Origin of the sequence: Nostoc sp. NOS(2021) (genome assembly GCF_017115025.1) — a bacterium.
GTDB lineage: Bacteria > Cyanobacteriota > Cyanobacteriia > Cyanobacteriales > Nostocaceae > Nostoc.
Window position 1 is genome coordinate 1 of the sequence record NZ_JABXKM010000308.1, and the last position, 13,184, is coordinate 13,184.

The following is a 13,184-nucleotide window of genomic DNA, read 5'->3' on the forward strand; positions in this document are numbered from 1 at the left end:
CTCTTACACTTAGTTCTGGTTTTGACATCAACATTTCCAGGTGCAAGATATGAGTTCAGCAATATTTCGGCTCACAGCAATCAGTCCTCAACCCTTTGTCTACTTTCAGTTTTAGTGTTTGATTATTCCTTTACTGCCAAAAGAACACTTAATTTTTTAACAAACCACAGAGGCGCAGAGAACACAGAGAAAGAGAGGAGATGGGGAGTTTTTTAATTAGGAATTACGAATTGTTATTAGTGGCGATCATTGAAATTTATGGTTCAAAATGAACTGTTTGTATGAGCAAGCTGGAAATAATTAAAAATAAAAATATTGAATCTATTTACCCTCTTTCTCCTATGCAGCAGGGTATGCTCTTTCATACTCTGTACGAGCCAGAATCAGGAGTATATCTTGAGCAGTTCTGTCTAACGCTCTCTGGAAATCTAGATATTACAGTGCTTCAGCAGTCCTGTGTGCGAGTAGTAAAGCGTCACCCAGTTCTGCGTACCCTTGTTGTTTGGGAAAAGCAGGAAAAGCCTCTCCAGGTAGTATGTAAGCAAGTAGAGTTCCCTTGGCAGAACTATGATTGGCGTTCCTTATCTTCAGAAGAACCACAAGAGCGCCTAGAAGCTTTCTTAGAAGCAGATCGAGTCCAAGGCTTCGTCCTTGACAAAGCTCCACTTATGCGCTTTACCTTAATTCGAGTCGCTGATGATACTTACGAATTTGTCTGGAGCTTTCATCACCTGCTGATTGATGGCTGGAGCTGGCCAATTCTCTGCAAAGAAGTTTTTGCATTTTACAATGCCTTACTTAAAGGCAAATATTTATATTTAAATACTCCCCGTCCTTACCGAGATTACATAAATTGGTTACAGCAACAAGATTTAAGAGCAGCAGAAACATTTTGGCGACAACAACTTCATGGCTTTACTAGCCCTACCCGTTTGCTCATAGATCGGGGTGAGGCGCACAATTCCCAACAACCAAAAACTTACCACGAGCAGCACTGCTGTTTATCGGCAACTATAACTACTGCTTTACAGTCCCAGGCACAGCAGTATCATCTGACACTTTCAAATTTCGTCCAAGCTGCTTGGGCACTTTTACTCAGTCGCTACACCGATGAGTCTGAGGTAGTATTTGGAGCAACTGTGTCCGGTCGTCCTCCCACTTTATCGGGGGTGGAATTTATGGGGGGACTATTCATTAATACTCTACCAGTAAGGGTGAAAGTACCCACAGGAACTCTTTTATGGCAATGGCTTAGGCAATTGCAGGCTCAACAGGTAGAGCGATCGCAGTATTCTTGGTGTCCGTTAGTAGAAATTCAGGCTATTAGTGAGATTCCCCAAGAATTACCCCTGTTTGAAAGCATCGTGGTGTTTGAGAACTATCCACAAGATACGTCTTTATCAAATCTAGGTAAAAGCATCCAGATTACTAAACGGCGAGTCATTGAACAAACCAATTATCCGCTGACAGTCATCGCCGTACCAGGACAAGAGTTATCCCTACGCATCCTTTATGATGGTAGCCGCTTTGATGGAGAAACGATTAACCGGATGATGGGGCATCTTGTGACTTTGTTAGAGGGTATGGTCACTAACATCGAGCAGACAGTGAGCGAGATATCTATACTAACTTCTGCCGAGCATCGCCAATTGGTACAGTGGAATCACACTCAAACAGATTATCCCCACAAATGTATCGCTCAGTTGTTTGAAGAACAGGTGGAACGAACACCGGATGCAGTAGCAGTCTCGTTCCAATCCCAACAACTGACTTACCAGCAGTTAAATTGTCAGGCTAACAAATTAGCACACCATCTACAAAAACTTGGGGTAAAACCAGAAGTGCGGGTAGGGATTTGCGTTGAGCGTTCTTTATCGATGGTAGTAGGACTGTTGGCAATCCTCAAAGCTGGTGGTGCTTACGTACCCTTAGATCCGCGATCGCCCCAAGAGCGCTTAAATTATATTTTGAGCAATTCTCAAGCGTCGCTATTGCTGACAGATTTATCAATTGCCTTATCCCAGCAACTATTAACAGTAGTTTGCTTAGATACATCGGAGATTTTTTGCCAAAACAGTCAGGAAAATCCTGTTAGTGGAGTGACACCAGAGAACTTGGCTTATGTAATTTATACTTCTGGCTCAACCGGAAAGCCCAAAGGTGTAGCCATGAGTCACCGTTCTCTGGTTAACCTTTTATATTGGCAAATGGACGAAGGTGCTTTGAGTTGTGCCAAAACCTTGCAATTTGCTTCTATCAGTTTCGATGTCTCTTTTCAAGAAATCTTCTCTACCTGGTGTAACGGCGGAACCTTAGTTTTAATCACCGAAGAAATACAGAAGGATGGGTTTGCATTATTACAGTTAATTGCCCAAGAAAAGGTGGAAAGACTGTTTTTGCCCTTCGTCGCCCTTCAGCAATTAGCCAATGCTGCCTCTATTGCTCAATCCTATCCTGCATCTTTGCGTCAAATTATGACGGCAGGAGAACAGTTACAAGTTACTCCGGTTTTAGTCAACTTTTTTAGGGAGCTTTCTGGTTGTACGCTGCAAAATCAGTACGGCCCAACGGAGAGGCATGTGGTAACAAGTTTTACTTTAAAAGATGCTGCTAGCAGTTGGTCGCTACTTCCGCCCATTGGTTGCGCGATCGCTAATACGCAAATCTACATCCTTGATCGCAATCTGCAACCATTACCGATTGGAGTTCCCGGAGAACTGTATATCGGCGGCGTTGCGATCGCCAGAAGTTATGTTAATTCCCCGGAATTGACTGCTGAGAAATTCATTCCTAACCCCTTTGAGAAAGACGGCAGTCGTTTATATAAAACAGGCGATCGCACTCAATATTTACCTGATGGCAACATCGAATTTCTCGGTCGAATTGACAATCAAGTTAAGGTGCGGGGCTTTCGCATTGAACTAGGGGAAATTGAAACCGTACTCGCTGCATACCCCCAGGTAAGAGAAGCAGTAGTTATCGCAAGAGTTGACCAACCAGGGAATAAGCGCCTAGTCGCCTACATTGTCCCTAAACAGTACCTAGACACCAGCGAACTGCTTTGTTACCTCAAACAAAAGCTACCCGACTATATGCTGCCTTCTGCTTTTGTGAAGTTGCTGGATGCTCTACCTCTAACCCCCAGTGGCAAGACAGACCGCCGTGCTTTACCAGCACCTTTGAGTCGGGAAACACGTAATGTCTCTACAGACTTGATCCCACCCCGTACTGCTACTGAAGAGGTTCTGGCAGGAATCTGGAGCGATGTTTTAGGACTAGAACAAGTTGGTATCCACGACAACTTCTTTGCATTGGGAGGGCATTCCCTATCAGCAATGCAAGTCATTGCTCGGTTGCGAGAAACCTTCAAAGTGGAGTTACCCATCAGCTGTCTGTTTGATTACCCGACGGTAGTCGAGCTAGATCAGCAGATTTCAGAATACCGCCAAAATGAGTTGGGACTGATAACTCCATCTCTCAAACCAGTACCCCGGAACACAAAAGAGTTGCCAATTTCTTTGACCCAGCTTGAGTTTTGGATATTAGCTCAATTGCATCCGGGCATACCCGTCTACAATATTCCACTGGCTTATCGCTTGACAGGTTTACTAAACGTAACTGCTCTGGCGCAAAGCCTTGTTGAAATTGTCCGTCGTCACGAAGCTCTGCGAACTACTTTTGCGATCGCTTCCAGCGGGGCGTTGGCGAAGCCTCTCGTAGAGAAGCCCATCGCCGATAGGCAAGTGGTTCAGAAAATTGCTCAACAGCCCGTATTGCCATTTTCGGTGGTAGACTTGCGAAAACTTTCTGAATCTAAAACTGAGCGAAAGGCTCTGGCTCAAAGATTTGTGACTGAGGAAAAAAACCAGCCTTTCGATCTAGAACAAGGGCCTTTGTTACGCATCAAGCTGCTGCGGCTCTCTGATGCCGAGCATTTACTAATAATAACTATCCATCATCTGGTTTGTGATGGTTGGTCTGTGGGTGTGTTTTTAGAGGAGCTAACAAAATTATACGCAGCATTTTGTCATGATCAGCCCTCACCGCTTCCCGATTTACCCATCCAATATGCTGACTTTGCCTATTGGCAACAGCAGTGGGTTGCTCGTCCTGCTTTTGTGTCTGACCTTGAATACTGGAAGCAGCAACTAGGCAATAGCACACTTTTACTACAGTTACCTACTGTTAGGGAAGCTCGCCGTAGGCATCGTCCGCGCTTACCAATACGAACTTTCCAAGGTGCAAGTCAAACTTTCATCATCCCTAAAAGCCTAACAAATGCTCTTAAACATCTGAGCCAACAGCACAATGTAACTCTATTCGTAACTTTGCTAACAGCCTTCAAAATATTGCTATTCTATTACACCGGACAGTCAGATATTATTGTGGGCATTCCTTTTGCCAATCGCCAGCAAGTGGAAACTAAAAGACTTATTGGATGCTTCATTAACACGCTACCAATACGTACATATCTGGGGGGTGATCCAAGTCTGAAAGAGTTGCTGTATCAGGTACGTGCATGTTTTTTGGCAGCCTCCGATCGACAGCAAATTCCCTTCGTGAAATTAGTAGAAGCACTACAGCCAAAACTAGAACCAAGCCACTCTTTGCTATATCAAGTGATGTTTAACTTCTTGCCTGCATCAGATTTAAAACTGACAAATTTGACTGTTCATCCCTGGTCAGTTGAAAGTAAAACAGCAGAATTTGATTGGGATATTTATCTTCAGCAAACAACATTAGGAAGCATTGAAGGGAAATGGTGCTACAAAATCGATTTGTTTGATGCTACTACTATTAGTCGTGCGGTAACTCAGTTTATAGTGTTGCTTGAGCTTCTAATTACTAATCCCGAATGCCGCTTAACTGACCTTTCCTTACTATTTCAGCGGCATAATTCTCAAAGAAAATCGGCGGGAATCTCATCCTTTCAAGGGGTGGGAGGAATAGCCGCCCGCCGATTTAGTCATTAGTCATTGGTCATTGGTCATTGGTACTAATGACTAGCCCTTTCAAGATGTAAATTGAGATTGTCTTTGTGTTACAAAATTCACTTTTTAACCACAAAGATACAGAGGTCAGATTTGGACAGCAAAAAGCTATAAAATGCCGGATTATGATGTCAGACGTACAGATTATGGAAAAAACAAGACTAACTGTTTTGCGGGAAATGCGGCTGTTTATCATTGTTTGGATAGGACAGTTGATCCCCGCGATTGGTTCCAGTACCACTGCCTTTGCCTTAGATATCTGGGTTTACGATCGCACTGGATCAGTGACACAGTTTGCTTTAGTCTCTCTGTTCAATACTCTACCACTGATCTTAATTTCCCCGATCGCTGGGCCTCTGGTAGATAGGTGGGATCGCCGAAAGACGATGATTATCGCTGATGTCTGCGCGTGTTTGGGAACGATCGCGATCGGCGTTTTATTTCTCATGGATCGGTTGGAAGTCTGGCATATTTACCTAGCCAATACCTTCACTGCTGTTTTCATGGCTTTTCACACACCTGCTTATACAGCATCAACAGTCTTACTCGTGCCGAAACAGCACCTCAATCGTGCCAACGGGCTAGTGAGTCTGATGTTTGGCATTTCCCTAATCATTGCACCAACTCTCGGAGGTGTTCTACTAAGCATTGTCCATTTCCAAGGGATTATTTTGTTTCATGTAACCACTGTATTTATTGCTGTTGTCTCCCTGATGCTGGTTCGGTTCCCGGAAGTCAACACGAGTACTGTTGCAACTGCAAAAAGTTCATTTCTGAGTGAAGCAACTTACGGATTTAGATATTTGACCACTCGACCAGGACTGCTGGGACTAGTATTATTCTCAGCTTCCAGCTTTTATCTTGTGGGAGGTATTAATGTCATCACTATCCCGTTAGTGTTAAATTTTGTTTCAGTAAGCTTTCTGGGAACTATTCTTTCGCTATTTGGCATTGCGATTCTAGCAGGCGGCTTGCTCGTGAGCATCTGGGGAGGACTAGAACGCAATATATATGCGATATACGGGTGTATGCTTTTGAGTGGTGTATTTATTCTCGTCGCCGGTTTGCAACCCTCTCTTGTGATCTTCACTGTTGGCATCTTCTTATTCTTCCTGACACAACCGATCGTTTCCAGTTCTACGCAAGCTGTCATGCAAAATAAAGTAGAACCTAGTGTGCAAGGTAGAGTTTTTGCGATCAAAGGAGCAATTGAAGCAGCCGCTTTCCCTCTAGGCTACATCACGATTGGGCCTTTAGCCGAGAAGGTTTTTGAACCCTTAATGGCTACTGACGGTTCTTTAGCAGGAAGCATCGGACAAATCATCGGTGTTGGGTCAGGTCGTGGTATGGGACTTCTACTGATTATTATGGGAGTCTTGACCATTTTAGAAACCTGTATTGCCTACTTGTACCCTCGCCTACGGTTTGTGGAAGATGAACTGCCTAATGTTAGTAATGCAGTTGCGTTGGCTACGCCCGCCGCAGGCATCGCTGCTGATACAGCTTCTAGCAAGGATGACGCAGTTTCTTTGGTATCCTAAATTTGGCGTTGCATAGTGGTGGTTGATTAAAAGCTCTACTAGTTTCCAATTACTATTTTATTTTTTAAATTTTCTATTTTTTAAAATAGGTAATTGTTAATTTAGTTCATAAATCTTAAAAGGTTTGTATCTAGATTTAACATTTCTGATCTATAGGACTAATATTTGATTTTTCAACAAGACTCAGTACGGTTCTATCTCTTCTTTCCTGTTCCCTAGCCACGCAAGTAAATTCAGGAATCAAACCGGATTCCTATACATCAAATCCTATATTGTTTAATCGTTTAAACTTTTCTGTATTTCAATCAAAAAAAGATGTTTAGTTTATTTTAGAATATGCCAACCAAAGTTTCTCGCGATCAATCCTTAATGAATGATCCTTCTCCTTCGGCTTTTAATAAATTTTGGGAGAATGTAAGAGCGATCGTTCAGCCTTACTGGTATCCAACAGAGTCTGGGAAAAGAGCATTTTCAGACGTGATTCGGATATGGGGGATGCTCATTCTCCTGATTTTATTAATAATCGCGCTGGTGGGCGTAACTGCCTTTAATAGCTTCGTTACTCGCTATATAACTGATGTTATTGAAGAGAAAGATTATCCTAACTTTATTAAGACGATAGTGCTTTACAGCGCTGCTCTTGTCTGCGTAACGCTCTTAAGCGGATTTTCTAAATTTGTCAGAAAAAAAATTGCTCTTGATTGGTACAAATGGTTAAATAATCACACATTATCAAAATATTTGAGCAATCGTGCCTATTATAGAATCAACTTTAGATCCGATGTTGATAACCCAGATCAACGAATATCTCAAGAAATCGAACCCATTACCAGTAATGCTCTGAGTTTTTCAGCTACTTTCCTAGAAAAAGTGCTGGAAATGACGACTTTTTTAGTAATTCTTTGGTCAATTTCCCAATTGATCGCAATTGTTCTGATTATTTATACGATCATAGGCAATTTGATTGCTATTTACTTGGGTCAAGAATTGAATAAAATTAATCAAGAGGAACTAGAACTTAAAGCAGAATACAATTATTGCCTGACTCATGTTCGTAATCACGCTGAATCGATAGCTTTTTTTCAGGGAGAAAACCAAGAATCTAATATAATTCAACGAAGATTTAGTAATCTCTTGAAAAATGTCGAACGCAAGATTAATTGGGAGAACAATCAGGAACTTTTTGACGGAGCATATAAGGCTGCTATCCAAATATTCCCATATATAGTACTTGCACCTTTATATATGAGTGGTCAAGCTGATTTCGGAGAAGTTGTCCAAGCCAGTATAGCTTGTAATATGTTTGCCACGGCTATGGCAACATTAATTAGAGAATTTGGGAATTCTGGACGATTTTCCAGTTATGTTGAGCGTTTAACTGAGTTTTCAGATGCGTTAGAAGCAGTTACCAAACAACCAGAGAATGTCAGTACGATTAAAACAATAGAAGAGAACCGTTTGGCTTTCGAGAATGTTACCTTACAAACGCCAAACTATGAACAGGTGATTGTCGAAAACTTGTCAGTGTCTGTTCAACCAGGCGAAGGCTTATTGATTGTTGGCCCCAGTGGTCGAGGTAAAAGTTCTCTATTGAGAGCGATCGCTGGTTTGTGGAATGCGGGAACGGGTCGTCTGGTGCGACCTCCTCTTGAAGAAGTCTTGTTTTTACCTCAACGTCCTTACATCATTTTGGGAACTTTACGCGAACAACTGCTCTATCCGCAGACAAATCGTCAAGTGAGCGATCGAGAACTCGAAGATGTTTTGCAACAACTTAACCTGCAAAAGGTGGTGACAAAAGTTGGCGGCTTTGATGCAGAAGTCCCTTGGGAGAATATCCTATCATTGGGAGAACAACAACGCCTTGCGTTTGCACGACTGTTAGTTACTCGTCCTAGCTTTACTATATTAGATGAAGCAACCAGTGCTTTGGATTTAAAAAATGAAGGAAGTTTATATCAACAGTTACAAAAAACAAAAACAACCTTTATTAGTGTAGGACATCGAGAAAGTCTATTTGATTATCATCAATGGGTTCTGGAACTTGCAGAAGATTCCAGTTGGCAACTTGTGACAGTACAGGATTATCGGACTCAAAAAGTAAGTATTACTAAACCTACCGCAAATGCTCAAATCAAAATAGATGATTCATCTCAAGATAAATCCCAAAATGAATCAGAAATCAGCACAAGCGAAAAGCTCACTCATCAGGAAATAAATGCATTAACACACTATTCCGTTAGCACTATTAGAAGTAAGGCAAGCAAAGGGGAGTCTATCACTACTAGGGACGGCTTTACCTATCGCTATGATAAAGATCCTAAGGTGTTGAAATGGGTGAGAGTTTAGCGGCTAATCATACTTTTTTACACCTCCGATTTTGGTGATCATGGATGCAGCTGTTGTTTTTGATAATTTGCTTGAAAAATGTCATCCAATTTTGCCGACAGTAGAAGGACAAGTACGCCCACTTACAAAGCTAGAACCCCTTTAAAACCTCGTTTCCAGCCTCTGGCTGGAAATGCACCTCATTGCGGCTCTGCCGCAACTCAAGAGGCGGCAGCCCTCCTATAGGCATTCCCAGTCAGAGACTGGGAACGAGGCAATCTCTCAAAGCTCTGTCTAGACTGCTTTGTACCTTAAGTTGACACCAATGGCAAGATGCCTACCCCACAATAAGTATTTGAGTATTTTTTTATTTGTCAGTCCCTTAACTAAGTGCGAGTGAAAATAAACCCTTTGAAGGTTTTTCCTTTAATGCCACAAGAGAAGGGAGGTTACTGCCTCCCTTCTACTTTTTATCGGTCTAGTCTAGTAAGTGCTAATCTTTTAACTGAGAGTGATTTATTAGCGATAGTCATGTTCATGTCTATCACGCCATTCACGTCTCTCATGTTCTCTACGTTGCCATTCACGGCGCTCACGATATTCACGTTCTCTACGTAGCAATACTAGCCTCTCACGTTCTCGTTCGCGCCATTCATGCTGGTGATTGTTTCCCAAAATTACTTCTACTTGAGCAGATGCACGCTCTGCTAAAACACTCGAAGTTAGCAAAACGCCTAACAAACAAGATGAGAGAATTCTTTTCACGTTCATAAAGACATACCTTTGATTGAACCAGAAATCTATAGTTTTAGACTTCTTTCCTTCACAAAAGGTTCAATTAGGGGAAACCTTTTTCACTCCTATACCAGCCGTGTTCTTAATTGCTCTTGTGTAGCGTGGCTCTGGATCGTACTTCCGTATCTTTATATATATCGGACTTACGCAAAACTACAGGCTGTAGAGGTAATTCATGAATTGCCCCTACCTGAGAATTACTCTTTTCGGCTATTGTTTGCGTAAGTCCTGATATAGTGATAAATTACACGTTTTGGCTCTTTTTGTGGGATACATTTTGTCTTCAAATTCCTCACTCAGCACTGAGTATGGTAAATGATAAGTAAGTACTGAGAGTCACACTTACCTTGAACAGGTGTTTCCTATGCCCAAACTTCTAACCCATTTGAACCTTTTTCCCATTCATCCGGTCTAATAAATACAAGCAACGAAACGGATAGAGGAGAACGCCTCAGGTGTTAGTTGTGCCAGCCAAGGTTAATAAAGCAAATCAATCCATTAGCGAATTAGAAAGCGAATCTGACAGTTATCTAGTACAGCAGTGCCTGCGGGGTGATACCCAAAGTTACGGTCAGCTTTACCGACGCCATCAGCAAAGAGTGAGGTCAATCCTCTACAAACTATGCACTCCAGCCTCTCTCGACGATGTAGTGCAGGAAGTATTTCTGCAAGCCTGGAAAGGATTGCCCAAGTTTCGCCAAACAGCAAAATTCTCCACCTGGCTATACCGAATCGCTTGGAACGTGGCTTATGACCAGCGACAGGCAGATGTTCAAAGGCGAACTCAATTACAGATTTTGAGTGAAAAAACTCCTACCCAACAGGAAGCCCCAGAGTTAATGAATATGCATTATCAAGACCTTGTGCAACGGGGACTGGCAAACCTAAGTTTTGACCATCGCACGATCTTGGTTTTGCATGATTTGGAAGAAGTACCTCAAAAAGAGGTAGCAAAAATCCTGAACATTCCTCTGGGAACAGTCAAGTCACGCCTATTCCATGCTCGTGCTGCCATGCGTCAATTTCTCCAAAACCAAGGAGTACAGCTATGACTCAGTTGCCCAATGATGATGCTGACCTAATTAATTTTCTCTGCCAACATTGTCCAGAAGTTCCGCCAGCCTCGCCTGATTTAGAACCACAAATTTTACAACAGGTGAAAACTTGGCCTCAACCACCCTTACGTCACTATTCAAGGCTGAGGTTAGTTCTGCCTGCTCTTGCAGCTGGATTAGTAGCGGCGATAGTTGGCTACCGTGCCTTGATACCTGCTCAACCGAGTCCGGCTGAACTTGCCACATTGGAAACTTTTATTGAAAGCAATTGGCAAGCTACAGCCAGTAGTGAACATCAGGAAAGTGATGTATGGCATTTTACAGACTTAGATACTGAATAGGAGATCGCTTTGATGTTAATACGTCGTGTTTCCATTTTGGCGGTGACGATGCTTGCCCTTAGTAGCACTATTGCTCTGGCCAAGCCAACTTTACTTTCACGCCAAGTCATTGCCCAAATCCCCACAAGTGTACCTCATCCAAATGGTGGTAAATCAGGCGGATGGCTCAAGGATTTGAATTTGACATCCGAGCAACTGCAACAGATTAAGCAAATTCGTAATCAATCCAAACCGCAGATAGCCCAAAAATCACAGGTGATACGTCAAGGGCAACAGGAATTACATGACCTGATAGCAGGGACAGCTACTAAAGAGCAAGTGCGTGATAAATATAACCAAATCAAGCTTGTACAGCAGCAGCTTGCTGATGTCCAGTTTGAAAATACGCTTGCGATTCGGGAAATCTTGAACCCAGAGCAACGGCAGATATTTGCCGATCGCATGTATAAGAAAAATTCTCGCCCAAATCCTCGACCCCCAGCACAACACAATTAACTCTATGACTGTGAAGCCTAAATATTGGGTGTTGTTGCTGTTTATCTTACTGGGAGGAATTGACCCCAGTCATGCAGCCTCCATACCTGTTGAGCCAAAAGTATTACATATAATTAATCGCCTCAGCTTTGGCCCTCGCCCTGGAGATGTGCAAAGAGTAGAATCTATGGGTGTAGAGCGATACATTCAAGAGCAACTCTCACCCGATTCGATTCCCGAACCGCAAAGTCTCACCAGCCAACTAAAGCAGCTAGATACTCTCCACTTGAATCCAGTAGAACTCTTAGAATATGGCACAACTCATCTCCCAGGACAAAAACCCAGCCAGGAAGAAATAAAAACTGCCAACAAGCGGGGTAAACAGGTGCTAGATCAGGCAGTCCAGGCGCGGTTATTAGAGGCAACTAGCAGTCCTCGACAACTCCAGGAAGTAATGGTGGACTTTTGGTATAACCATTTTAATGTGGATGCTGGAAAAGGACGCGATCGCCTCTGGGTGGGAGCTTATGAACAAGAGGCGATTCGACCTTACGCTTTGGGTCGCTTTCGTGATCTGTTGGGGGCAACAGCTCATCATCCAGCCATGCAGTATTATCTGGATAACTTCCAAAATCGGGCTGACAGCCGCCCCGATGCTCAGGGTAATATCCGAGGTTTGAATGAAAACTATGCTCGTGAGCTGATGGAATTGCACACTCTCGGCGTGGATGGAGGTTATACTCAGCAAGATGTAATTGCTCTGGCGCGGATTTTGAGTGGTTGGGGTTTCAGTCGTCCCGGTCAGCAGACAGATAATAATTTCGGATTTTACTTCAATCCAAAGCGTCATGATTTTAGCGACAAAGTTTTTCTGGGACACACAATTAAAGGCGGTGGTGAAACCGAAGGGGAGGAAGCTCTAGATATTTTGGCTCGGAGTCCGGCGACTGCACGTCACATCAGCTATCAGATAGCTCAATATTTTGTCAGCGATCGCCCCCCCACTGATCTGGTAAACCATCTCACACAACGTTATCTTGCCACTGATGGCAATATTCGTGAGGTTCTCAACACCCTATTCCACAGTCGGGAATTCTGGGATGCAAAAAACTTTAATGCCAAGTTTAAAACACCCTATCAATACGCTATCTCTGCGGTGCGAGCCACAGGCATCGAAGTGAATAATACAAGACCAATCTCCAACCTGCTCCAACAGTTGGCAATGCCTCTATACCGTTGCCAAACTCCAGACGGTTACAAAAACACAGCAGATGTGTGGTTAAATCCTGATGCGATGAACCGCCGCCTCAGCTTTGCGACAGCGATCGCCAATGGAAATTTACCCTTATCAACCATCCCAACAAATATGCAAGCGGGGGAGAGTCCACTGGGACAAGGGAAAATCGGCACTGAGCAAATACCTTTACAAAAGTCCCCCAGGATTCCTGTAGATGCTTGGCAACTAACCAATACATTGGGCAATTCTTTTTCAGTGAAAACGCAGAAGGCGATCGCCTCTAGTGACTCTCAAATTCGCAGTGCTTTAATCTTGGGCAGTCCAGAATTTATGCGTCGTTAGTTGTCAGTTACAAAACTCAACTCATAACTCAATATATAGCGTTTTCTTTTCCTAATCAATATTTAGGTAGATCATAGTCC

Annotated in this window: 8 protein-coding genes; 7 read left to right on the top strand and 1 reads right to left on the bottom strand. The window is 43.0% G+C overall.

What is annotated here, in order from left to right:
• Positions 1-281 precede the first annotated feature (281 nt).
• The 3 genes from HWQ41_RS30060 to HWQ41_RS30070 all read left to right on the top strand — a co-directional run bounded on the left by HWQ41_RS30060 (position 282) and on the right by HWQ41_RS30070 (position 8,881).
• A complete protein-coding gene (locus HWQ41_RS30060) occupies positions 282-4,973 on the top strand; it encodes a non-ribosomal peptide synthetase (RefSeq protein WP_292771153.1) in 4,692 nt (1,563 codons plus the stop codon).
• Between the two features lie 164 nt (positions 4,974-5,137).
• The gene (locus HWQ41_RS30065) at positions 5,138-6,532 is read left to right on the top strand and encodes an MFS transporter (RefSeq protein ID WP_292771156.1); all 1,395 of its coding nucleotides are present in this window, start codon (positions 5,138-5,140) and stop codon (positions 6,530-6,532) included.
• 336 nt (positions 6,533-6,868) lie between these two features.
• Positions 6,869-8,881 (top strand): ATP-binding cassette domain-containing protein, encoded by a 2,013-nt coding sequence (locus HWQ41_RS30070; RefSeq protein WP_292771160.1) that lies wholly within the window; start codon positions 6,869-6,871, stop codon positions 8,879-8,881.
• 498 nt (positions 8,882-9,379) lie between these two features.
• Here HWQ41_RS30070 and HWQ41_RS30075 read toward each other — a convergent pair whose 3' ends face one another.
• Positions 9,380-9,631 (bottom strand): hypothetical protein, encoded by a 252-nt coding sequence (locus HWQ41_RS30075; protein WP_292771163.1) that lies wholly within the window; start codon positions 9,629-9,631, stop codon positions 9,380-9,382.
• 488 nt (positions 9,632-10,119) lie between these two features.
• On the opposite strand from HWQ41_RS30075, the gene HWQ41_RS30080 reads away from it, so the two are divergent.
• Genes HWQ41_RS30080 through HWQ41_RS30095 form a run of 4 tightly spaced genes read left to right on the top strand, consistent with a single transcriptional unit; the run spans position 10,120 to position 13,104 of the window.
• Entirely contained in the window at positions 10,120-10,707 is a 588-nt protein-coding gene (locus HWQ41_RS30080; RefSeq protein WP_292771165.1) for a sigma-70 family RNA polymerase sigma factor, read from the top strand.
• On the top strand, positions 10,704-11,051 hold the full coding sequence (locus tag HWQ41_RS30085; protein ID WP_292771167.1) for a hypothetical protein: 348 nt from the start codon (positions 10,704-10,706) through the stop codon (positions 11,049-11,051). The genes HWQ41_RS30080 and HWQ41_RS30085 overlap by 4 nt, the downstream gene beginning before the upstream one ends.
• Before the next feature lie 12 nt (positions 11,052-11,063).
• On the top strand, positions 11,064-11,546 hold the full coding sequence (locus HWQ41_RS30090) for a Spy/CpxP family protein refolding chaperone (protein ID WP_292771169.1): 483 nt from the start codon (positions 11,064-11,066) through the stop codon (positions 11,544-11,546).
• Between the two features lie 4 nt (positions 11,547-11,550).
• Positions 11,551-13,104: a DUF1800 domain-containing protein gene (locus HWQ41_RS30095; protein WP_292771171.1), complete on the top strand. Its 1,554-nt coding sequence runs from the start codon at positions 11,551-11,553 to the stop codon at positions 13,102-13,104.
• Positions 13,105-13,184 lie beyond the last annotated feature (80 nt).

What these genes read in the sequence shown, in the direction of transcription:
- HWQ41_RS30085 (WP_292771167.1), top strand. Translation starts at nt 10,704, where the DNA reads ATGACTCAGTTGCCCAATGATGATGCTGACCTAATTAATTTTCTCTGC.
- HWQ41_RS30065 (WP_292771156.1), top strand. Translation starts at nt 5,138, where the DNA reads ATGGAAAAAACAAGACTAACTGTTTTGCGGGAAATGCGGCTGTTTATC.
- HWQ41_RS30090 (WP_292771169.1), top strand. Translation starts at nt 11,064, where the DNA reads ATGTTAATACGTCGTGTTTCCATTTTGGCGGTGACGATGCTTGCCCTT.
- HWQ41_RS30070 (WP_292771160.1), top strand. Translation starts at nt 6,869, where the DNA reads ATGCCAACCAAAGTTTCTCGCGATCAATCCTTAATGAATGATCCTTCT.
- HWQ41_RS30095 (WP_292771171.1), top strand. Translation starts at nt 11,551, where the DNA reads ATGACTGTGAAGCCTAAATATTGGGTGTTGTTGCTGTTTATCTTACTG.
- HWQ41_RS30060 (WP_292771153.1), top strand. Translation starts at nt 282, where the DNA reads ATGAGCAAGCTGGAAATAATTAAAAATAAAAATATTGAATCTATTTAC.
- HWQ41_RS30075 (WP_292771163.1), bottom strand. Translation starts at nt 9,631, where the DNA reads ATGAACGTGAAAAGAATTCTCTCATCTTGTTTGTTAGGCGTTTTGCTA.